The organism is Gaiella sp., assembly GCF_035558935.1.
Classification (GTDB): Bacteria; Actinomycetota; Thermoleophilia; order Gaiellales; family Gaiellaceae; genus Gaiella.
In genome coordinates this window covers 1-21,662 of the sequence record NZ_DATMBZ010000119.1, presented here as the reverse complement: position 1 = coordinate 21,662, position 21,662 = coordinate 1, and the positions used below count along the sequence as shown (strand labels likewise).

At 71.7% G+C, this 21,662-nt stretch carries 19 protein-coding genes and 2 pseudogenes; 5 read left to right on the top strand and 16 right to left on the bottom strand.

From position 1 onward, the window contains the following. Both VNM44_RS11975 and VNM44_RS17190 read left to right on the top strand, forming a co-directional pair. Positions 1-192: pseudogene (locus VNM44_RS11975) on the top strand (hypothetical protein); the annotation flags it as partial. A 23-nt stretch (positions 193-215) separates the two neighbouring features. Beyond that, positions 216-716: pseudogene (locus VNM44_RS17190) on the top strand (uracil-DNA glycosylase family protein); the annotation flags it as partial. Between the two features lie 87 nt (positions 717-803). On the opposite strand, the gene VNM44_RS11970 reads toward VNM44_RS17190, so the two are convergent. After that, complete coding sequence (locus VNM44_RS11970; RefSeq protein ID WP_325626114.1) at positions 804-2,036, bottom strand: MFS transporter; 1,233 nt, start codon at positions 2,034-2,036, stop codon at positions 804-806. An 88-nt stretch (positions 2,037-2,124) separates the two neighbouring features. On the opposite strand from VNM44_RS11970, the gene VNM44_RS11965 reads away from it, so the two are divergent. Beyond that, positions 2,125-3,576 carry a phospholipase D family protein gene (locus VNM44_RS11965; RefSeq protein ID WP_325626113.1) on the top strand — a complete coding sequence of 484 codons (1,452 nt, stop codon included), beginning with the start codon at positions 2,125-2,127 and terminating at the stop codon, positions 3,574-3,576. 280 nt (positions 3,577-3,856) lie between these two features. On the opposite strand, the gene VNM44_RS11960 is transcribed toward VNM44_RS11965, so the two are convergent. From VNM44_RS11960 to VNM44_RS11950, 3 genes are read right to left on the bottom strand one after another with little or no spacing between them, the layout of a single operon-like run. Beyond that, positions 3,857-4,912 (bottom strand): YbhN family protein, encoded by a 1,056-nt coding sequence (locus VNM44_RS11960; RefSeq protein WP_325626112.1) that lies wholly within the window; start codon positions 4,910-4,912, stop codon positions 3,857-3,859. Between the two features lie 28 nt (positions 4,913-4,940). Further along, positions 4,941-5,396: a hypothetical protein gene (locus tag VNM44_RS11955; RefSeq protein WP_325626111.1), complete on the bottom strand. Its 456-nt coding sequence runs from the start codon at positions 5,394-5,396 to the stop codon at positions 4,941-4,943. Then, on the bottom strand, positions 5,393-6,721 hold the full coding sequence (locus VNM44_RS11950; protein WP_325626110.1) for an MFS transporter: 1,329 nt from the start codon (positions 6,719-6,721) through the stop codon (positions 5,393-5,395). The genes VNM44_RS11955 and VNM44_RS11950 overlap by 4 nt, the downstream gene beginning before the upstream one ends. Positions 6,722-6,779: 58 nt before the next feature. Between VNM44_RS11950 and VNM44_RS11945 the strand changes: the two genes are divergently transcribed. Then, positions 6,780-7,247, top strand: coding sequence for a hypothetical protein (locus VNM44_RS11945; RefSeq protein WP_325626109.1), 468 nt, complete (start codon positions 6,780-6,782; stop codon positions 7,245-7,247). 19 nt (positions 7,248-7,266) lie between these two features. Here the strand turns inward: VNM44_RS11945 and VNM44_RS11940 are convergent, their stop codons facing one another. From VNM44_RS11940 to VNM44_RS11885, 12 genes are all read right to left on the bottom strand, one after another. Further along, positions 7,267-8,691, bottom strand: a complete 1,425-nt coding sequence (locus VNM44_RS11940) for a pyridoxal phosphate-dependent decarboxylase family protein (RefSeq protein ID WP_325626108.1) — start codon at positions 8,689-8,691, stop codon at positions 7,267-7,269. A gap of 9 nt (positions 8,692-8,700) precedes the next feature. Continuing rightward, positions 8,701-9,801, bottom strand: coding sequence for an NAD(P)/FAD-dependent oxidoreductase (locus tag VNM44_RS11935; RefSeq protein ID WP_325626107.1), 1,101 nt, complete (start codon positions 9,799-9,801; stop codon positions 8,701-8,703). Further along, the gene (locus tag VNM44_RS11930; RefSeq protein ID WP_325626106.1) at positions 9,798-10,103 is read right to left on the bottom strand and encodes a Rieske (2Fe-2S) protein; all 306 of its coding nucleotides are present in this window, start codon (positions 10,101-10,103) and stop codon (positions 9,798-9,800) included. The genes VNM44_RS11935 and VNM44_RS11930 overlap by 4 nt, the downstream gene beginning before the upstream one ends. Continuing rightward, a complete protein-coding gene (locus VNM44_RS11925; RefSeq protein ID WP_325626105.1) occupies positions 10,100-11,290 on the bottom strand; it encodes a cytochrome P450 in 1,191 nt (396 codons plus the stop codon). Before VNM44_RS11925 ends, VNM44_RS11930 begins: the two co-directional genes overlap by 4 nt. Beyond that, positions 11,287-12,744: an aldehyde dehydrogenase gene (locus VNM44_RS11920; protein ID WP_325626104.1), complete on the bottom strand. Its 1,458-nt coding sequence runs from the start codon at positions 12,742-12,744 to the stop codon at positions 11,287-11,289. Before VNM44_RS11920 ends, VNM44_RS11925 begins: the two co-directional genes overlap by 4 nt. Next, positions 12,741-13,523, bottom strand: coding sequence for an SDR family oxidoreductase (locus tag VNM44_RS11915; RefSeq protein ID WP_325626103.1), 783 nt, complete (start codon positions 13,521-13,523; stop codon positions 12,741-12,743). The genes VNM44_RS11920 and VNM44_RS11915 overlap by 4 nt, the downstream gene beginning before the upstream one ends. Continuing rightward, positions 13,520-14,323 (bottom strand): acetoacetate decarboxylase family protein, encoded by an 804-nt coding sequence (locus tag VNM44_RS11910; RefSeq protein WP_325626102.1) that lies wholly within the window; start codon positions 14,321-14,323, stop codon positions 13,520-13,522. The genes VNM44_RS11915 and VNM44_RS11910 overlap by 4 nt, the downstream gene beginning before the upstream one ends. A gap of 76 nt (positions 14,324-14,399) precedes the next feature. Continuing rightward, the gene (locus tag VNM44_RS11905) at positions 14,400-15,335 is read right to left on the bottom strand and encodes a VOC family protein (RefSeq protein ID WP_325626101.1); all 936 of its coding nucleotides are present in this window, start codon (positions 15,333-15,335) and stop codon (positions 14,400-14,402) included. Next, positions 15,332-16,219: a fumarylacetoacetate hydrolase family protein gene (locus VNM44_RS11900; protein ID WP_325626100.1), complete on the bottom strand. Its 888-nt coding sequence runs from the start codon at positions 16,217-16,219 to the stop codon at positions 15,332-15,334. The genes VNM44_RS11905 and VNM44_RS11900 overlap by 4 nt, the downstream gene beginning before the upstream one ends. Beyond that, positions 16,203-17,570, bottom strand: coding sequence for a glutamine synthetase family protein (locus VNM44_RS11895; protein ID WP_325626099.1), 1,368 nt, complete (start codon positions 17,568-17,570; stop codon positions 16,203-16,205). The genes VNM44_RS11900 and VNM44_RS11895 overlap by 17 nt, the downstream gene beginning before the upstream one ends. A 34-nt stretch (positions 17,571-17,604) precedes the next feature. Continuing rightward, positions 17,605-19,266 carry a cytochrome P450 gene (locus VNM44_RS11890; RefSeq protein ID WP_325626098.1) on the bottom strand — a complete coding sequence of 554 codons (1,662 nt, stop codon included), beginning with the start codon at positions 19,264-19,266 and terminating at the stop codon, positions 17,605-17,607. Beyond that, a complete protein-coding gene (locus tag VNM44_RS11885; protein WP_325626097.1) occupies positions 19,263-20,831 on the bottom strand; it encodes an APC family permease in 1,569 nt (522 codons plus the stop codon). Before VNM44_RS11885 ends, VNM44_RS11890 begins: the two co-directional genes overlap by 4 nt. Positions 20,832-20,927: 96 nt before the next feature. Here VNM44_RS11885 and VNM44_RS11880 point away from each other — a divergent pair, with 96 nt between their 5' ends. Continuing rightward, positions 20,928-21,602, top strand: coding sequence for a GntR family transcriptional regulator (locus VNM44_RS11880; protein WP_325626096.1), 675 nt, complete (start codon positions 20,928-20,930; stop codon positions 21,600-21,602). The last annotated feature ends 60 nt before the right edge of the window (positions 21,603-21,662 follow it).

The following is a 21,662-nucleotide window of genomic DNA, read 5'->3' as shown; positions in this document are numbered from 1 at the left end:
GGGTACGCGCTCACCCGCCTGATCGTCTGGCTCATCTGGGAGGTCGCGGGCGTGCGCCTCCCGGTCGTGTTCCCGTTCTGGAACATCTGGATCGCGCTTGCCGGAACGCTCGCCCTCGCGCTGCTGGTCCTGCTCCTGCCGCTGCGCCGGGCTGTTCGATCCCGGCCCGGCGATGCGCTCCGCTACGCCTGAGCGACCGAAAGGAGTGTCGCGCGATGTCCGTGGTGCTTCCCTATCTGCCTCCGGGTCTGGAGCCCGCCGCGATACGGATGACGGCGGTTTGCGAGACCTTGACCGAGTCCGGCGACGACTTCTTCTCCGCGTCGAGGGATTCGATGTACGTCTCGAACCTCGTGGACGCCTTCCGAAGCGGCGGAGCGGACGTCGACAGCGTCGAGGCTCTCGTCCATCGCGGTGTCTATCTGACGGTTGCGGTCAAAGCGCCCAAGCTCGCCGCTTCGATCCCGACGGCAACCGTCGAAGAGCAGGCTCCGTTGCTCGCGGCCGAACTGGACGCGCTTGCCAACCTCCGGGTTGTCGTGCTCATGGGTGACGTCGCGATCAAGGCGATGAACGCGGTGGCGCGACAACGGCGGCAGCGGCGGGTGATCCCGTCGGGGCCGACGTACAGGCTCCGGCACGGTGAGTACCACTACGGCGCGGTGCGGGTCCTGCCGTCGTACCTTCCGACGGGCAGGAGCTATCTGATCGAGCGGTCGAAACGCGAGATGCTCGCGGAGGATCTCCGCTTGGCCCTCGGCCTGATGTCGGCTGGCGCTCGTTCTCTCTATTCACCACGTGATCTACGCGGCCCGGGGGGCTCTCCTTGCCGCATCGGGGCGTCGGATGCCCGTGAGCGCAAGCCCGCCGAGCACAGCCGCGATGACGCCGATCACGGCGAACATCGCCCACGTCGCCTCGTCCCCGAAGCTGTTCCGCACCTGGAGGCCGATCAGCGGCGCGAGCGCGAAGCCGATCGCAGGCGCGCTACCAAAGGCGCCCATGTACGCGCCCCGGATGTCCGGCGGGGCAAGATTCGCCACGACCGCCTGCGACGTCGGCACCCAGAGCATCTCCCCGATCACGAAGACGACCACAACGAAGACGATCGCCCATAGCGCGTGCGTCAAGACGAGGAGCGAGAACGGGAGCCCCATAATGAGCAGGGCGACGACGAGCTTCGGGGCCGGTGCTACGCGAGCCGTCTCCCTCGTCAGTCTGGATTGAAGAAGAGTGACGAGGAGCGGGTTGACCCAGACGAGGAAGCCCCACGCGGAGGGTTGGTATCCGTAGCCGTCCACGAGAGAGACGGGCAGCACGACCTCGTAGGCGACGTACGTCAGCCAGGCGAACACGGCCGAGCCGAGGAAGATCAGGAAGCGCCGGTCGCCGAGGATCACCGACAGCGAGCCACGCTCCGGCGGCCCCTCGGGTGCGAACTCCCCGCGATGCGGCAGATACCGGTACGCGACGAACCATGCGATTCCCGACAGGACGGCGACGCAGGGGAAGAGCGCGGACCACGAGCCGAGGACGAGCAGCAGACCGCCGAGCGGCGGCCCGACTACCACGCCCATGTTCGCGGCCACGCGAACGGAGGCGTACGCGGGCTGACGGCGTTCGGGTGCGACGAGGTCGGCCACCATCGCCTGCGACACCGAGCCGCCGAGCGAGCCGAACACGCCCGCGAGGGAGAGCGCGGCGAGACCCGCCCACTTCGCGTCCGAGAGCGCGAGGAGCAGCAGCGGATACCCAACCATGATGCCGTTGCCGATCAGGATCACCCGGCGCCGGCCGATCCTGTCCGAGAGGTAGCCGCCCGCGAAGCCGCTGAGTCCGGAGAAGACGGCGCCGACGAGGAAGGCGAAGGGCAGCGCCGCCTTCGCGCCGAGCTCCTCGACGGCCCAGATCGCCAGGAAGCTCCACGTCGCCGAGCCTGCAGCGGTGCCGACGAGGGTCACGCCGAGCACCGGGCGCAGCGCCTCGTCGACGTCGTCGCCCCAGATCAACCGTGCCAGGCGTCGCAGCACACGCATCGCGCGCACGCTAGCGAGACGGCGCGGCGGCCTCCGCGCGTCGCCCGGCCGCCGGATGAAACGCCGCCAGGTCGGGTACACGGATCTCGTGAGGGTCTCGCAGCCGAGGATCGTGCAGGTGGTGGACCGGCGACTCGGGCGGGTAATCACGGGTGCCGTCGTCGCCCACCACCGGCGACGCCTCGCGCGCATCGGCTGGTCGCAGGCGCTCGACGGAGGCGCGGACGGCGCGTCGCAGCGCGGGACGCCGTCTCGGCGCGGCTCGCTCGAGGTCTTGGTCGACGGCGCCGAGGCACTGCCGCGGATGGCGAAAGAGCTCGAAGGCGCCCGCTTGCACGTGCATCTCGCGGGCTGGCACGTGGAGCCGGGGTTCGCGCTGACGCGCGGATCAGCGCCGACGGTCCTCCGGAACGTGCTCTCCCGACTGGCCGAACGGATCGACGTCCGCGTCCTCACCTGGGCGGGCGCACCGCTCCCCCTCTTCCGTCCCTCGCGCGGCGAGGTGCAGCGCCTACGCGAGAGCGCGTGCGCCGGCACACGCATCCGATGGGCGCTGGACGCGAAAGAGCGCCCGCTGCACTGCCATCACGAGAAGACGATCGTGATCGACGACCGGGTGGCGTTCGTGGGCGGCATCGACCTGACGGCGGAGAGCGGCGATCGCTTCGACGGCAACGCGCACGTCTCGCGCGCGGACGTGGGTTGGCACGACGTCGCGGCGCGGCTCACGGGGCCGGTGGTCGCGGACGTCGCGGAGCACTTCCGGATGCGGTGGCGCGAGGTGACGGGTGAGACGCTCCCGGCGGTGGCTTCCGGCGATGACGCCGCCGAGAGCATGATCCGGATCGTTCGCACGGTGCCCGAGCACATCTACGACGCCGTGCCGCTCGGGGAGTTCGGGATCCTCGAGGCGTACGCGCGGGCGCTCTCCGGCGCGCAGGAGCTCGTCTACCTCGAGAGCCAGTTCCTCTGGTCACCGGAGATCGCAGCGATCCTCCAGGAGAAGCTCCGGCGGCCCCCGAGCGATCGCTTCCGGCTGCTCGTCGTGCTCCCGAGCAAGCCCAGCACCGGTGCCGACGACACGCGCGGCGTCCTCGCGGAGCTCGTCGAGGCGGACGACGGCCGCGGACGGTTCCTCGCGTGCACCCTCTACGCGCGCGAGGGGCCGTTCGCCGACCCGATCTACGTCCACGCCAAGGTCGGGATCGTCGACGACCGCTGGCTGACGATCGGCTCGGCCAACCTCAACGATCACTCGCTCTTCAACGACACCGAGGTCAACCTCGTGACGGACGACCGGCGGCTTGCCACGGAGACCCGACAGCGGCTCTGGGCAGAGCATCTCGAGCTCCCCCTCGCCGAGGTCTCGGGCGACCCGACGAGCATCATCGACGAGCGGTGGAAGCCAACCGCGGCGGAGCAGCTCGACCGCCTCACGGCGGGGGCGCCGTTGACGCACCGGCTCGTCCGCCTGCCGCACGTGTCGCGCGTCAGCGAGCGGCTGCTCGGCCCTCTCCAGGGGTTGCTCGTCGACGGCTGAGGAACGCGTCAGCGGCCAACGAGGCGCGACAGCCAGCCGCTGCGCTCCGGCTCCTGCTGCCGCTCGGGCTCTGCGCCTTCCGGTGCCTCGGCCACGACGCCCGTGACCGGCTCGGGAGCATGCTGCTCCTCACTCGGCTCTGTGCCCGGAGCCTCCGGCTCGACAGATGCCGCCCGAGGGGCGTCGTGCGGAACGAGCGTCGCGGACACGCCACGGTCGCGGAGGCGCGCAAAATCGCCCCGCAGCGCTGCGGACATCTCGTCCTTGTGGCTCTGTTCCTTCACCCGCCCGGCGGATTCCCCGCGGCGGCGTCGACTCCTTCCCGCGGCCGGCCCGGGCCGAGCCAGCGCCAGGCGCCGATCGTCGCGAGGCCCAGCAGCAGCGTCGGCAGGATCGTGAACGCCCGGTAGAGCAGCACCGCGGCGACGACCTCCACGTTCGCGCCGCCGAAGCCGACGAGGATTCCGGTCATCCCGAGCTCGACCGGCCCGACGCCGCCCGGCGTCAGGGGAATCAGTTGGAGCGCCCTGGCGAGCGACCAGCCGGCGAACGCCTCGACCCACGTCAGCTCGCTCGCGCCGATCCCGACGGCGCGGATGCAGACGAGCAGCACCGCGAAGACGGTGATGTTCCCGAGGAGCGCAGCGAGCGTGAGCCATGCCCAGCGTCGCCGGATGAGATCGACCGTGGAGCGGCGAAAGGCGACGAGCCGTTCCGGCCAGCCGGTGAGCGGCCCCTTGCGGACGATGCGCAGGACTCTGTTGGTTGCGGCCTCGACGGCCTCCCCCACCCCCCGCGCGAGGCCGTCGCTCCACAGCACGAGCGCGAGCAGGCAGACGGCGATGCTGAAGACGACCGCTCCGACGACGGCGACCGTCGAGAGAAAGGCGTCGCTCTGGTGCTCGATCGAGAGCAGAAGCACCGCGACGACCGGCAGGAGCAGGTTCGCGAGCTGGTTCCAGACGCCCGTCAGGGTCACCGCACGCGCGACCTCTCTCGAGCCGAAGCCCCAGGCCCTGAGCAGCCCGTAGGAGCCGGCCATCCCGACGATGCCGCCGCCCGGCGCGATGTACGTGAAAGCCGTCGAGGCCTGCGTGAAGGGGAGCGCCTGCCGGAACCGGAGTCCGGGCAGGGCGACCATCCACGGCGGCGCGAAGGTGACGATGTTGATGACGACGGCCGCGAGGAGCGCCAGCAACCAGGCGGTGTCGAGCGTCTTCACGACGTCCCAGACGTCGCCGTAGTTCGCGATCTTCGGCAGGACAAAGGCGAACGTGACCACGACGACCGCCAGCCCGAGCGCCCCGAACACGATCTGGCGCCGTCTTCCCCTCACCGGCGCACCCTACTGGCGGCGAAAGTGCTCAGCCCAGGATCGAGGACGCGCCGCGCAGGACCGAGAGCAGGAGCCCGAGCGGGAGGTGATCCGCCGCGAACCGAAGGCCGCCGGCCGTCGTGCCTCCGATCAGCCCCTGGCTCTCGCCTTCGTCCACGGCTCGCACGAGGCCCGCCCGCAGGGCCTCCTCGAGATCGTCGCGCGACTTCCCCTCCTTGCGTGCGAGCGCGTCGAGGTCGTCGACGCTGCGCAGTGCGAGCACGAGCTCCTCGCGCGAGACGCCCAGACGGCACGCGGTGCTGTCGGCCGCAGCGAGGAGCACGACCTCGATCTGCTCGCCCGTGCCGTCTGCGGTACGCGGCGGCCGGGGCGCGCACGGGTTCGCCACCGGGCTCGGCTCGTACGACGTGCCCCCGACCGCGACGTACGCCGCGACGAGCGCGCATGCGGCAGCTGCAGCGACGACGAGGGGCAGCGCCCTCATACGGTCACCGCCCTTCGCGAGACGATGATCGGAACGAGCGCCGCCAGCGCCAGCAGCGCGGCGAGGAGGAACGGACGGGAGAACGCCGCGGTCACGGCTCTGTCGAGCTGCGAGACGAGCTCGTCCTCGAGCCCGCGGTACTCGGGCGTATCGGGCCGGTCGGCGAAGGCGCCGCGCACGTCCGGGACCTCGCGGTCGGACGCGCGGACGATGGCGAGGACGTCCTGAGCCACTCCAAGCTTCTCGAGCGGGGGAATCCGGCTGTCGAGCACGGCGGCGGCACCCGCGCGGAGAGCGCGCTCCTCGTTGCGATCGAGAGCAGTCGTGAACACCGGCGTCAGGAGCAGCAGACCGAGGACGACGCCCGCGTGACGCGCCGCGATCGTCCAGCCGCCGTGGACCGCCTGCGGCGATCGGCCGTGGAGCGCGCGCTCCGTCAGCGCCGAGAGCGCGAGACCGAGGCCCGCGCCGACCAGCAGCTGCGGGACCACTGTCCACCACCACGCCGAGCCCGGCAGCACGCCGAGCGCGGTCAGACCGCCCGTGACGAGGACGACGCCGGTCGCCGCGCGCGTCGCCGTGTTGCCGAGTCGATCCGCTATGGCCGCCGTCGCGATCGCGGCGACCGGCATCACGGTCACCACGATTCCGGCGACGGCCGGATCCATCCGCCAGCCGTCGACGAGCAGGAGCACGAGCAGGAAGAGGGCCGCCGTGAGGGCGCCCGACAGGAGGAGCAGCGCGAGGTTCGCGGGGACGTTTGGCCGGCCGGCCGGCTCGACCATCGGTCGGACGCGGAGGCGCACCGCGGCAAGCAGCGTCAGCAGCGCGAGCGGTGCCTGCGCGAGGAAGATCGACTCCCACCCGAGGGTCTCGGTGAGGATCCCGCCGATCGCAGGCCCGAGGGCGGCACCCAGGATCCCGGCTGCCGCCCACGTGCGCACCGCGCGCGTGTCCGACCCCTCGATCTCTGTGAGGAGGTCGAGCGCAGCGCAGACGAGCAGCGCACCGCCCACCGCCTGGACGCACCGCGCGCCGACGAGCACGCCGAAGGACGGCGCGAGCGCGCACGCGAGCGACGCCGCCGCGAAGACGAGCGTCCCCACAGCGAACGCCGGGACGGGTCGCCGCCGTGCCACGTACGCCGCCGGGACGGCGGCGAGCGCGAGCCAGAGGTTGTACGAGGTGAGCACCCATGCGACCGTCGGGATCTCGACGTCGAACTGCCGCAGGATGTCCGGCAGCGCCAGTGTCACGACCGACGAGTCCGCGAGCGCGAGCCCGATCCCGAGGCCGACGAGGGCCTTCCGTGTGCGCGTGCTCACGCGCGCAACTCTAGGCCCGTGCTCCGGCTGACGCCGGAGCCCAGGCTATGATCGCGCGGTGCCGTTCTGGGCCTGGATTCCTTTCGTCGTCCTCCTGGCGATCGCGCTCCTGCTGGGGGTCTTCGTGCTGCTCGGCCGGGTCAAGGGCGGCAAGTACCTGCGGCCGGTCGTCACCTTCCTGTCGAAGGTGCCTCTCTTCAAGAAGTGGTTCCAGAAGGCGTCCCTCGCGGCGCTCGAGCGGGAGAATCCGGAGCTCGCGGCGGCAATGAGGAAGATGACGACGTTCGGGGAGCCGAAGACGCCGGAGCAGGCGCAGCGGATGCTCAACCTGCTGACGCCGTCGGAGCGGCGCGCCTACATGGCGGCGGTCGGCCAGGAGGCCGAGACGCCCGAGGCGTCGAACAGGCAGCTTCGCCGGCGCATGGAGTACGGCGGCGCGGGGATGCCCGTGCGCTCGAAGCCCGTGTCCGACCGACCCGGAGCCGCGGGCCGGAAGACCGGCAAGAGCGCGAAGAAGAAGCGCTGAGCGCGGCCTTCGACAGCCTCTAGGCGACCGTCCGGCCGACGTCGAGCACGGCGTCGACCAACGCTCTGACGTCGTCGTTCGTCGTCCGGTAGTTGACGACGCACGGGCGCAGGCAGACCGTCCCGTCGACACGGGCCGGGGCAACCCAGACGTCGCCCTGCCGCTGTAGCTGCTCGACGAGCCGGGCGTTGTGGTCGTCGAGGTCGTCCTCCGGCATGCCCGGCGGGACGTGGCGGAAAGGAACGATCGAGAGCTGCGGCACGCCGCAGAGCGGCTCGAGCTCGTCGTGGCTAGAGACCTCGTCGTAGAGGAGGCGCGCCTGTCCGAGGTTCTGTTCGATCGCCGCCCGAATCGCCTCTGCGCCATGCGTCCGGAACGCGAGCCAGAGCTTGAGCGCGCGGAAGGGGCGTGAGTACTCGAGCGTGATGTCGACCATGTGGTGCTCGGGCCGCTCGTGCGGGATGTAGTCCTCCTCGTGCGCGAGCGCGCCGTGGAGGTCCTCGTGCCTGCGGACGAGAACGACGCCGCACGCCTTCGGCAGGTAGAGCCATTTGTGTGCATCGAGCGTCACCGAGTCGGCGCGATCGAGCCCGCCGAAGAGGTGGCCGGCCGAGGTCGTCGAGGCGGCGGCGACGCCGTACGCGCCGTCGACGTGGAGCCAGACGTCACGGGACGCGCAGACGTCGGCGAGCGCGTCGATCCGGTCGACCGCCCCCGTGAGCGTCGTCCCCGCGGTCGCGACGACGGCCAGGGGGCTGACGCCGGCCGCGCGGTCCTCGTCGATCGCCTCCGCGACGGCCTCCGGGCGGAGGCCGCGCAACTCGTCGATCTCCAGCGAACGCACGTGCTCCGACCCGATTCCGAGCAGCTCCGCGGAGCGGACGACCGAGTAGTGCGCCTCGCGCGAGCAGTAGAGCGCCGCTCGCGTGCCTGCCATTCCGTCGCGCCGGGCGCCCGGCAGCGCCCGCTCACGCGCGGCCGCGAGCGCCGTGACGTTCGAGATCGTGCCCCCGCTCGTGAAGGCTCCCGCGGCGGCGGGGTAGCCGACGAATTCGCTGACCCAGCGAACAGCCTGGTCCTCCACCTCCGATGCCGCGCCCGCCCAGACGGCGAGGTTGACGTCGAAGCACGAGGCGAGGAGGTCGCCGAGCACCCCGATCTCGAGGCCGGACGAACCGACGAACGCGAAGAACCGCGGGCGCGGCTGGGCGATCGAGGTGTCGAGCACCTGCGCCGCGTCGTCGAGAGCGGCGAGCACGCTCGAGCCCGTGTTCGGGAGCGCCGCGCGAAGCAGCTCGCCGAGTCGCTCGTCGACGTCGGGCTGGCCGGGCCGCGCTCGGTCGAAGCTCTGCCAGGCGCGGGCGACGATCGCCGCCGCGCGCTCGAGCGCCTCCTCACGGCTCGCGTCGAGGCGTAGCGAAGGAAGCTCGGAAGCCGTGCTCATCGGCGCGAATTAGTACCCGAGCAGCGCGCGGGCCTCGCGGAGCCTGCGCGGCTCGTCGACGACGAGCACCGCGACCGGCTCGCCGGCATCGTCGCGGCCCACGTGGACGCCGTCCTCGTCGTCCCACTCGACAGCCGCCTCGGCCCAGCCGACCTCGGCGAACGTCCGCGGGCCGATGTCCGTCCACCAGTACGGCAGACGGTCGAGCTCCCCGGCAACGCCCGCGATCGCGTCCGCGGCGTGCTCCCCGGTGCCGATCGCCATGTCCCAGTGTGGAAAGCGGATCGACCCGAAGCGCGCATGAGGGACGACGACGAGGTCGCCGACGGCGTGCACGCGCTCGAAGCCGGGAAGGCGAAGCGCCGCGTCGACCTCCAGCGGCAGCTCCGCCCCCACGTCGAGCCCCGGCGGCACGCGCGGCCGGCCGCCGGTCGCGGCGAGCACGAGGTCTGCCGTGAGCGATCCACCCGGATACCACAGTGTCACGCGCCCGTCCTCGCCCGTTGCGAGCTCGGTGATCTCCACGCCGCCGAGAAAACGGGCGCCCGTGGCTGCGAGCGCGGCGGCGCCGAGCTCCGGGAGCGGGTCGTGGAGGCGGTCGAGCGGGCGCTCGAGGACGTCCAGCACGCTGACCTCGTGACCGGCGGCGGCGAGTGTCGCGGCGCTCTCCGTCCCGATCAGCCCCGCCCCGATCAGGGCGATGCGGCGGCCGGGCCGGGCGAGCACGGTCGCGATCCGCCCGAGCGAGGCAGGATCGGCGTTCACGACCGCCGCCTCGATTCCCGGGATCGGAGGACGCGGATACCGCAGGCCGGTCGCGAGGACGATGGTGTCCGCCTCGACGTCGCCGACGTCGGTCGTCAGCAACCCCCCGCCGAGGTCGGCGTCGGCGACGATGCCGTCGAGCCACTCGATGCCGCGCTCGGCGAGCCGCTGCTCGTCCGAGAGCAGGGTCGGCACGCCGGTCGCGAGCGCCTTCTTCGTCAACGGCGGACGATCGACGGGGAGGCCCGGGCCGATCAGGAGAGGTCGGATGCCGTGCTTCGCGAGGCGCGCCGCGCAGGCGTAGCCGCCGACGCCGTTCCCGACGATCGCGACGTCGGCCTTCACGCCAGCTCGATCTCGACCCGGCCGTCCATCGCGCGGGTGGGAAAGACGTGCACGGGCTCCTCCGCCGGCCCCTCGAGCGGGTCCCCCGTCACGAGGTCGAACAGCGACCCGTGACAGGCGCAGCGGATCGCCGCATCTTCGACCCAGCCGTCCGAGAGCGGGCACTCGGCGTGGGGACACCAGGCCTCGACCGCGTACCAGGCACCTGCCGCCTTCGCGAGCGCCACGAGCGTCCCGCCCGCCTCGACCGCGACGACCGTCCCGTCCGGGAGCGACGCATCCGCCGCATCGACCCAGGTCATGCGTCCCAGCGCACGTGGAGGTGCCGCGGCGCGCGGAACTCCCAGCCGCTGAACTCCGGCGGCCGCTCGGGATCGAGCCGGAGGCCGGGCAGCCGCTCGAGGAGCGCCCGCAGCGCAATCCGCATCTGGACGCGCGAGAAGTGGTGCCCTGAGCAGAAATGCGACCCGAAGCCGAACGCGGCGTGGTTGCGCCTCGGACGGAAGAGGTTGAACTCGTCCGCGGTCGGCCCCCACACGTCCTCGTCGCGGTTCGCCGAGGAGACGAGGAGGCCGAGGTTCGCGCCGACGGGCACGGTGACCCCGCCGAGCTCGGCGTCGACGAGCGCGCGACGGGTCTGGGTGCCGATCGGCGAGATCCAGCGCAGCCCCTCCTCGACGGCGTCGCGGACGAGCGTCAGGTCGTCGAGCAGCGCTCTGACCTGCCGCGACTCGAGCAGCCCCACGAGCGTCGAGCCGGCCGCGTGGCCCGGCTCTTGCATGCCGCCTAGGAGAATCACCTTGAGCGTCGGCAGGATCGTCGCGACGCGCTCCTCGAGCGTTCCCTCGGCCAGGGCGAGCATGGTCGCGATCGTCGATTCGTCGGGATCCGCGTGCAGCCGCTCGAAGACCGGCGCCAGCTCGACGTCGATCTCGGTCGCCGTAGCGTCGGCGACCTTCCATTTCGCCGGGTCGTCCTCGAAGTTCGTCGCGCCCTCGGCGAGCCCGTGGAACCAGCGCCGCAGCGTGTCGCCGTCGAGGTGCCCGAGCCCGAGCACGCGTCCGAGGCCGAGCACGGAGATCGGCTCGAAGTACTCGCTCATCAGCTCGGCTTCACCGCGACCCTCGAGAGCGTCGAGGAGCTCCCTCGCGAGCGGCTCGATCAGCTCGGGGGTCGTCGCCTCGACGACGCGTGGGCGCAGGGACGGGTCGAGCATGGCGCGCAGTCGCTTCTGCGGCTCGCCGTCGAGCAGGAGGATGCTCTCGCCGCCCATCGTCCGCTCGAGCGGCGACGGGTCGACACGCGAGCAGAACACCTCGGGCTGCGTCGCCGCAGCCTCGACGTCCGCCCAGCGCGTGACGAACCAGAGGCCGACCGCCGGGACGAGGCACACCGGCGCGTCGGCGCGCAGCCGCGCGTAGACGGGGTACGGATCTCGGTCGAGCTCCTCGACCGTGACCGAGGCGGCATACGCCTCGATCGTCGTCACGCGGTCGTCCCGTCCAGGATCTGGAGCGTCTTCAGGTCGGAGTAGAAGTCGAGCGCGTAGTCGCCTCCCTCCCGCCCGATCCCGGAGATCCCCATTCCGCCGAACGGCGCCGTCAGGTCGCGGACGAGAAAGGTGTTGACCCAGAGCGTGCCCGCGCGCACGGCGCGGCCGACACGCGCGGCGCGCTCCTCCGAGCCCGTGTAGACGATCCCGGAGAGCCCGTAGCGCGTCGAGTTCGCAAGCTCGACGCCCTCGTCCTCGTCGGCGAACGTCTGGAACGTGAGCACCGGGCCGAACACCTCGCGTTGGACGATCTCCGACTCGTTCGACCGCGGAACGACGAGCGTCGGGTCGTAGAAGAGCGGGCCGACGTCATCGCGGGCTCGGCCGCCGCGGACGACCTCGTCGCCGTTCGCGCGGGCGCGCTCGACGAACCCCTCGACCCGCGCGAGGTGATCGGGATGGATGAGCGGCGAGACCGTCGTCGCGTCGTCGCGTGGGTCGCCGAGCACGTGCTCGTCCGTGAAGCGGTGGAACAGCTCGAGGAACTCGTCCTCGACCGAGCGCTCGACGAGCAGGCGGGTCCCCGCGAGGCAGACCTGTCCCGCGTCGTCGTACTGACCCGCGGCCTTGCGCGCCGCTGCTTCGAGATCGGCGTCCGCGAAGACCAGGAGCGGCCCCTTGCCGCCGAGCTCGCCCGTGAACGGGACGATGTTCCGAGCGGCGGCGGTGCCGATGTGGACTGCGGTCTCGGGCGAGCCGGTGAACGAGATCCGCCGCACGCCGGGATGACGCGTGAGCGCCGCTCCGATCTCCTCGCCGATCCCCTGCACGACGTTGAAGACGCCGGGCGGAAAGCCGGCCTCGGCGACGAGGTCGCACAGGAGCGAGCACGAGAGCGGCGACCATTCCGCGGGCTTGAGGATCACCGTGCATCCCGCGGCGAGGGCGGGTGCGGTCTTCCAGGTCGAGAGCATGAAGGGGGCGTTCCACGGCGTGATCACGACCGCCGGGCCGCTCGGCATCCGGATCACCCGGTTCCGGGTCCCGTTCGACTCCCAGACGCGCTCCTCGTGGGCGACGGCGAGGTCGGCATAGGCCCGGAAGTTCCGCGCGCCCCGCGAGATCACCCGGGCCCGCAACGAGCGGAGCAGCATCGCCATGTCGGCGCACTCGACGACCGCGAGCCGGTCGACGTTCTCGTCGATCAGCTCGGCGAGGCGGTGGAGGTGCGCCGCGCGGCCGGACGCGCCCAGCGCAGCCCAGCCCGGGAACGCCGCCTGCGCAGCCTCGACCGCGAGCGACGCCTCGCGCTCGCCCCCGCGCGCGATCTCGGCGATCGGCTGCGCGTCCATCGGGCTCAGGTCGACGAACGTCGACACGCTCCCGACGCGCTCGCCGCCGATGAAGTGCTCGGTCGAGACGTCGACGCCGGCGACCCCGACGCGGCTCACGCGGAGGCCCTGCCGAAGGCGACCATGGCCACGTCGACCGGCGTGTGCCCGCCGTCGACCGTGACGACCGAGCCGTTGACGTAGGACGCGTCGTCCGAGACGAGCCACGCGACCGTCGCGGCGACCTCCTCGGGCGAGGCGGGCCGCCGCAGGGGAACGTCGACGGTGGTCTCCGCGTACGCAGCCTCACGATCGAGACCGAGCCTCTCCGCCAGCACGTCCATGTCCTCGTCCGCCATCGGCGTGCGCACCCAGCCCGGTGCGACGCAGTTCACGCGGACGCCCTCGGGACCGTGATCGACGGCCATGCACTGGGTCAGCATCAGGAGACCCGCTTTCGACGCGCAGTAGGCGAGGGACTCCGGGGACGCGCGGAGGCCCGAGACGGACGAGATCGTCACGACCGAGCCCCGCCGCGCGGCGAGGTGGTCGATCGCCGCTCGGCACGTCAGAAAGGCGCCGGTCAGGTTCGTGCGCAGCACGTCGTCCCAGGTCGCAGGGTCGAGGTCGCGGAGCGAGCCCCCACCGCCGATGCCCGCGTTGCAGACGAGCGCGTCGAGGCCGCCGAACCGCTCGACCGTCTCCCGCACGGCGCGCTCGGCGTCGTCCACGAGGCCGGTGTCGGCCACGACGGCGAGGCCGTCGATCTCGGCGGCGATCTCCTCGATCGGGGCTGCGCGCCGCCCCGTGACCACGACGGCGTACCCCTCCGCGGCGAGCCGCCGCGCGACCGCGGCCCCGATCCCTGTTCCTCCACCGGTGACCAGCGCGACCTTCACGGCCCGAGCCCCCGCACCGTCTCGAGGTCGTCGACGGTGTAGGCGAACGTGAAGCGGTACCCGCGGCCGATTCGCACGGGGGCCAGCGCGTCGACCTCCTCGTGGGCGGCGCCGAAGAGCTCGAGCGTCGCCGATCCCTCCCACACCTCCGAGACGGCGCGGTCGCGCGACACCGCCCGGACGAGCTCGTGCACGGCAGGGGCGTCGTGCTGCCCGGCGGCGAGTCGCGGGAAGTGGCGGACGTTGACGATCGGCGGCGCGTTGTGGAAGGGGCCGCCCGCCGAGACGTGCTCGAGCGTCACGGTCGCCTGCGCGACACGGCGCTCGTAGGCCGCGCAGGTCACGCCGAACCGTCCTCCCCGCTCCATCCCCGGGTCGGCCGGCCCGCCGAGGCCGAAGCTGCGCGTGATCCAGATCGAGCCGAGCTTCTTCGGGAAGCCCTGGATCCATCCTCGCGTGAGCGCGAAATCGCGGTCGACCCAGATGTAGGAGCAGACGGTGACCTCCTCGCCGTCGAGAAGCCCGTTCACGACGACGAACACCTCCTTGTACTGCGAGCGCGACGGGTCGACGAGCTCGTCGCCGCCCTCCGAGCACGACTGCCAGTCGGCGGCGACGAACGCGCAGCGCCCGGGGTCCGGGTGCGGGTCGATCCCCTCGGGCAGGAAGGCGACGGCCTGGTCGGGGTCCGCCCAGTAGTCGATTACGAGGAACGCACCGACGTAGTGCCAGGGCGGGTACGGGACGAGCGACGAGCGCCCCTCCGGCGTGCGGGGCACGGTGTAGCCCTTCAGCGCCATCGCGTCGCTCCCGAGCCGAGGCGGGCGAGGCTACCGGGGCGGGGCTTCAGCCTCGCCGCTCCTGCTTCGCGCATCGTCACGCCTCGATCTCCGCCGGCGGCAGCGGGCGGCCGCGCGTCTCCCAGCTCCCGCTCTCCCACTCGACCGCGACCGGGTCGAAGCGGAAGTACGAGCGCGGCGGCAGCGGGCCCCAGGTGTTCGACGAGTAGCGGTCGTCCGGGTACGTGCGCGGGACGTGGTCGTCCGCGAGCCGCTCCATGTCGCAGTAGAGCTCGACGTGGCAGGGCTCCTCCGTGATGCGGACGTACGTCGCGATGTTGCCGGCGATCCCGTGGCGCGTCGGCCCCCACGAGACCCAGCGGCCGTGCCGCGCGAGGTGGTCGAGCAGGTCGCGCATCTTCCCGATGTCGACGACGTCGAACGCCAGGTGGTGGAAGTGCGCGTATCCCACGTCCACGAGCGCCATCACGTGGTGCTCCGAATCGATGTGGAACCAGACGCCCGCGGTGCCGAGCCAGTCGGAGAGCCGCATCCCGAGCCCGTCCGTGTAGAACGCCGCGTTCGCGTGGATGTCGCCGGTGAGGCAGTTGACGTGGCCGAGCCGCCTCGGGCCGCCGAGGTGCACCGTCGAGGAGGGCCGCGCGTGCTGCGGCCAGCGGTCGACTTCCGTCGCGGACTCGCGATGCGGGAGGAGCTGGATCGCGCGGCCGTCCGGGTCGGCGAGCCAGATCGACCCCTCGCGTTCCTCGAACTCGATACCCCGGACGTCGAGATGCGCGCGCGCGTCGTCCGGCGAGCAGGTCGAGTGGAGCTCGAAGGCCGTGTGGTCGTGCCCCGGCTCGTCGCCGGCCGCGAGCTCGACGCAGTACGGCTCGTCGTTGCAGGCGAGGAACGCACGACCGTCCGCGCGCGGCCGCTCCATGAGCCCGAGCTGGAGAGACCAGCGCGCCGCCGCCTCGTCGAGATCCGCGACGCGGAGGCAGACGTGGTCGATGCGGCCGAGGCGGATCATCCGGGCATCCGGCCCTCGGCCACCATCCGCTCCGCCTCGTCCTCGGGGATCGCGAGCGCGACGTGGAGCGTCTGGGCGGAGACCTGGAGCTGCTCGCCCGGCCCGGCGAGGTCGACGTCCCACTCCTCGATCGTGTTCGTGAGCCTGCCGAGGCCGGTGATCTCGACCTCGACGACGTCTCCCGCCCGCATCGGCCGGGAGTTTGCCGGTGTCCCGGTGAGGAGCACGTCGCCGGGCTCGAGCGTGATCACGCGGCAGAGGTCGGCCAGCTGGTACGCAACGCCGAACATGAGGTCGCCCGCCGTCGCTTCCTGCACGACGTCGCCGTTCACGTACGTGCGAAGCGTGTAGGCCGTCGGGTCGAACTCGGCGGCCGGAACCAGCTCGGGTCCGAGCGGCAGGAACCCGTCCTGGCCCTTGACCCGCAGCATCGCGCCCCGGTCGGCGTGGCGGAAGTCGTGCATCCCGACGTCGTTCGCGCACGTGTAGCCGGCGACGTACGAGAGCACGTCGTCGATCGCGACGCCCTTCATCCGCCGTCCGACGACGACGGCGAGCTCGCCCTCGTAGTTGAGGAAGCGGGCGCCCTTCGCCATCCGGATCGGCCGGCGGTGCCCGTTCAACGTCGTCGGCGGCTTCACGAAGTACGACGGCTCGGGCGGCGTCCGCGCGGCGTACTCCTCGACGCGCGAGCGGTACGTGAGATGCACCGCGAAGATCTTCGTCGGCTCGACGGGCGCGAGGTAGAGCGCGTCCGTCTCGGCGATCTCCCTGCGGTCGTCGAGCACGATCGTGTCTCCCTCGCGACGGCCCCAGCGCGGCTCGCCGTCGACCTCGACCCGGACGCACCGCTCGGTCAGGACGAGCTCAGAGATGGGCGGCATACTCGCGCACCTCCCACTCCGTGATCACCTCGGGGTCGAACGTCCCCACCGCCTTCTCGAACCGCTCCACCTCGAAGCGCTTCATCGCGACGAACGTCGAGACGAGCTCCTCGCCGAGTTCCGCCACGAGCCAGGCGTCGGCCTCGAGCGCGTCGAGCGCCGGGCCGAGCTCTGCGGGCAGCTTCGTCCCCGCGTGCGCGTCGTCCATCCGGTAGGCGTCGCCGACGACCGGCTCGGGCGGGTCGAGCTCGCGCTCGATGCCGTCGAGCCCGGCGAGGAGCAGCGCCGCGGTGATGAGGTGCGGGCACGCGGAGCCGTCCCCGGTGCGCACCTCGACGCGCGTCCGCGAGCCGCGCTCGTTCGGGACGCGGCAGAATGCGGTGCGGTTGTCGTGCCCCCAGTTCGCGTGCGTCGGCGCGAGGCTGTCCGGGAGGATCCGCTTGTACGCGTTGATCGTCGGCCCGAGCAGCGCCTGGAGCCCCTGCGCGTGCTCGAGCACGCCCGCGACGAACCGCAACCCGAGCGGGCTCAGGGCGGCGTCGTCCGACGCGAACGCGTTCCGGCCGTCGGAATCCGACAGCGAGAGGTGCACGTGGAAGCCGGATCCTCCCTGGTCGGTGAACGGCCGGCCCATGAACGTCGCGAGCAGGCCCTCGCGCGCCGCGACCTCCTTCACCGCCGCCTTGAGCATGAACGCGCGGTCGGCGGCGTCGAGCGCCGAGGAGTGCTTCAGGTTGATCTCGTACTGCGAGTTCATGAACTCGTGGTTGCCGGCGAACGCCTTGAGCCCGAGATCGTCGGCCCAGAGCAGCGTTTTCAGGTTGATCTGGCGCGGGTCGGAGACAGCGCCGACGGTGTACACCCGCGACAGCTCGTCGACATAGCGGCCGAGGCCGTTGGGCGCGTCGGGGTCGCGGGTGCACAGGAACCACTCGAGCTCCGGCCCGACGATCGGGAGCAGCCCGCGCGTCGCGTAGCGCCCGACGACCCGGGCCAGCAGGGCGCGAGGGCACGACGGCCAGTGGTCGGTGCCGTCGAGCGTCCACGCCTCGCCGAGACACCAGGCGACCTCGGGCTGCCACGGCACGACGCGGAGCGTCTCCGGATCGGGCCGGACGGCGAAGTCGACGTAGCCCTGCTCGCCACCGACGACCGGCGTGTGACTCAGGTCGGTGCCCATGATCACGGCACAGAAGGCGATGCCCTCCTCGAGCAGGTCGACGAAGTGCCCGATCGGGATGTCCTTGCCGCGGGCGACGCCGTGCAGGTCGGTGTACAGCAGGCGGATCGCCTTGACGCCCTGGCCGCGCAGCGAGGCGACGGCCGCTTCGGGGTCGTGACCGTAGGACATGCGGTGGATCGACCTCCTGGTCGGGGACTCTGATCTACGCGCGGACCCGCACGGGCAGGCGCTTGACGCCGTTGAAGAAGGACGAGCGGAGGCGGACGGGCTCGCCCGCGAGCTCGATCCGGGGCAGGTACGGGATCATCTCCTCGAGCCAGACCTTGATCTCGAGCTTCGCGAGGTGCATCCCGAGGCAGAAGTGCGGCCCGCCGAGGCCGAAGGTGAGATGCCGGTTCGGCGTGCGCCCCACGTCGAGCCGGTAGGGGTCGGCGAACCTCGCGTCGTCGTAGTTCGCCGCCGCGTACCAGATCGTGACCTTGTCGCCCTCCCTGATGCGCCGGCCGTGCATGACGACGTCGCGGGTCGCCGTGCGCCGGAAGTGGTGCACGGGGTGCGCCCGTCGCAGGAGCTCGTCCGCGGCCGTTCCCGCGAGCGACGGATCGTCGATCAGCCGCTGCAGCTCGTCCGGGTGCGTGAGGAGGTCGTGGAGGCCGAGCGAGATGGTGTGCCGCGTCGTCTCGTTGCCAGCGGTCGTGAGGAGGATGAACATCACGCCGAACTCCTGCTCGGAGAGCCGCGACCCGTCGATCTCCGCCTCGACGAGCTTCGTCGTGATGTCGTCTCGGGGATCCCGCCGCCGCTTCTCGCCGAGCTGTCGGCCGTACTCGATCAGGTCGAGCGAGAACGGGCTCGAGAAGGGAAGCTTGCGGAGCTCCGGGTCCTTGAGCGCCACCTCGGCGACGTTCTCCGGGCCGACGACCTCCGGGTCGGTGTTGCCCAGGATCTTGTCCCCGAGCTCGATGATGAGCTTCCGGTCGTCGACCGGGAGCCCCATGATGTCCGAGAAGACCCACATGGGGATCTCCTCGGCGACCGAGTGGACCCAGTCGAACTCGTCCTCTGCGACGGCGCGCGAGAGGATGTCACGCGCGAGCCCTCGGATCCGCTCCTCGTAGGTGTTGACGACACGGGGCGTGAAACCCTTGTTGACGAGCGCCCGCAGGCGCGTGTGCGGTGGCGGGTCGGTGTCGATCATCGACCGTCGGGCCTCGAGCTCCTCCGGCGTCAGGTCCTGCAGCGAGGTGCCGCCGAGCTCCGAGGAGAACGTCTGCCAGTCCTTCGACACGTGGAGCACGTCGTCGTAGCGCGTGAGCGCCCAGAAGCCCCGTCCGTCGTGCTCGGGGTTCCAGTGGAGCGGCGCGTCCCGCCGCAGGAGCGCGAGCCAGTCGTACGGGACACGCTCCTCCCAGACGTCGAGGTCGGTGAGGTCGACGTCGTCGATGACGAGGCCGTCGAGCGATGGCCCGGGCACCGTTGCCTCGCGGGTCACCGCCTCCGGCACGTGGTCCTCGCGCGCGTGCACGGCCTCCGCCGCCGCCGGCGGCGGGGCGAGGCGGACGAGGAGCGAGCCGCCCTCCTCGCGCGCCTCGTAGACCGGGAGCGGGTCGAGCGCCGGTGGCGTGAGGACGTCGCCCGTCCGCACGTCGAACTCCGACCCGTGGCACGGGCAGACGATGACGCCCTCGTCGAGCTCGCCCTCGGCGAGCGAGCACTCCTCGTGCGTGCACGTGTCGTCGAACGCGACCCAGCCGCCGGGGGTCCGTCCGACGCAGACGGCGCGCCCTTCGACCTCGACCTGGCGGAGCGTCCCCGCCGGCTCGTCGCCGGCGGGGCCGACCGCATGCCAGGCGGCCTCGCTCAAAGCGGCATCTCGCCCTCGGGGAGCGGCTCGAAGTCGAGGCCCTCGTCCAGCGGCGGCACGCCACGGTGCTCGGCCGCGTGCGCGGCCGCAGAGCGGACGTTCGCGGGACGCAGGACGAGCACGACGACGAACCACACTACCGCGACGAGCACGACGCCGATCGTCCAGTAGAAGGCCTCCCAGTTGACGTTCGAGCGGTCGTGCGGGCCCGGCTTGAGGGCGCCGAAGTAGCCGAGCAGCGGGGTCGCCACCGCGACCAGGAGGACGGCGTACTGCCATGGCTTGTTCCCCGCCCGGCGTACGAGTGCGAAGGCGACGACGGCGAGGATCAGGTACACGAGCTCGACGGCGAACGAGCCGATCGTCGCCGCGAGAATGAACGTCGCGAACCCGTCCGAGGGGAAGATCGGGACGAGATCGCCGTTCTCGCCGGGTACGACGAAGCGGTTCTGGTAGTTCGCGAGCCACGACACGAGCATCAGGCCGATGCCCCCGACCGCGACCATCAGGTTGGCGACCCACGGGGTGTCGTAGCGCGAGGTCTTCGAGAAGACCTTCGGCAGCAGCCCGTCGCGCGAGAGCGCGAAGTAGCCGCGGCCGATCGTCACGCAGATCGCGAGCGCGAGCGCCATCGCGTCGAGGATCACGACCACGTCGAGGATCGCCGCGAACCAGGAACCGACGTACCGCGTCGCCATCTCGTTCACGGCGCCCGGCGAGAGCGCCCAGGCGCCCTGGTTGACGGCCTCTTTGCCGTAGCCCATCGAGAACGCGAACGCCATCACGACGTAGAAGGCCGCCGACGCGCCGATCGTGAACAGCACGGCGCGCGGGATCGAGCGGTGCGGGTCGTTCGACTCCTCGCCGATCGACGCAGCCGCCTCGAAGCCGACGAAGAGCAGGATCCCGAGGAGCACCCCGCCGAGGACGCCGCCGCCCGTGACGCCGAACCACGACGTCTCGTTCGGGTTGAAGACCGACAGCGAGATGCCGCTGTCGCCGCCCTTCGCGAGGATCACGATCGCGAGGATCAGCATCGGGATGAACGACAGCGTGGCGAAGGTGAGCATCGCGCGCACCGCGACGCGGACGCCGAGATGGTTGAGGACGAGCACGATCGCGAGACCGATCAACCCGAACACCCACCAGGCCGGCGAGTTGTCCGAGATGTGCGCCTGCCAGGCGCCCTCGGAGAGGATGCCGACGCCGAGGTAGATGCCGCCGCCGCCGAGGAAGAGCGTGCCGAGGAAGAACACCCCCGCCGTGAGGACGCCGACCCACGGGTGCGCGCCGTGTGTCAGGTACTCGTAGACGGCGCCCGCGCCGGCGAACCGGCGGGCGTAGAGCACGACGGCGTATCCGATCGCCAGGACGCCGAGCCCCGCGATCAGGATGGCGAGCGTCGCGTTCCACGCGGCCCCGGTGCCCGGGTTCGAGACGAGGCCGAGGATCAGCGCCGTCGAGAACATCGGCCCGATCGCGAGCGACTGGGCCACCGCGTGGATCGTCGAGAGGTTCTTCTGCCCGAGGCTCGCGCTCGGGGCCGTCGAGCCGGTCTCACTCATTGGAGCTCCTCCTGCTTGCCGGCGCCCCTTGCGCCGGGGACGGCGGTGGGTATACAAGGTTCGAACATCGAATGTCAACCTTCCAGTGATTCAGTGATGGCGACTCCCGCCGGCCCACTTCGCGTTCGCTCCGTCGTCGAGCTGGCCTACGACGAGCTCCGCGCACGGATCGTGGACGGGCGCCTCCGGCCCGGGGCGCGCGTCGGCCAGGCGGAGCTCGCGGATGCGCTCGGTATCTCGCGCGGCTCGGTGCGGGAGGCGCTGCGCCGCCTCGCGGGCGACGGACTCGTCGACTTCGAGGTCAATCGCGGCTTCTTCGTCGCGGACGTCGGGCTCGAACGCGTGCTCGAGCGTCTCGAGGCGCGGCTCCTGCTCGAGCCCGGCATTGCGCGGCTTGCCGCCGAGCGGCGGGACGACGCCGACCTGCACGAGCTACGGCGCTGGGTGGTCGCCGAGCGCACGGCCCGCACGGCGGCAGCTGCCCACGACGCGAGCCGCGGTTTCCACGCCGCGCTGGCCACCGCCACACAGAACGACGCCCTGGGGCGCATCTTCGACTCGCTCTGGATCGCGGACGTCGGACGCCGGCTCCTCGCGAGCCGACGCGCCCAGCCGACCTGGCAGGACGCCGACGTCGCCGAGCACGAGGAGCTTTGCGAGGCGATCGAGGCCGGTGACGGCGACCGGGCGGAGGTGCTCATGCGCGCCCATGTCGAGAGCGCGTGGCGCCACTGGTCGCGCCGCCCCGCCGGCGAGACCGACTCCGGATGAGCGTCCGGCTCGTCCACGTGCTTTCCGAGAACTGGACGCTGACGCAGCCGCGCGACCTGC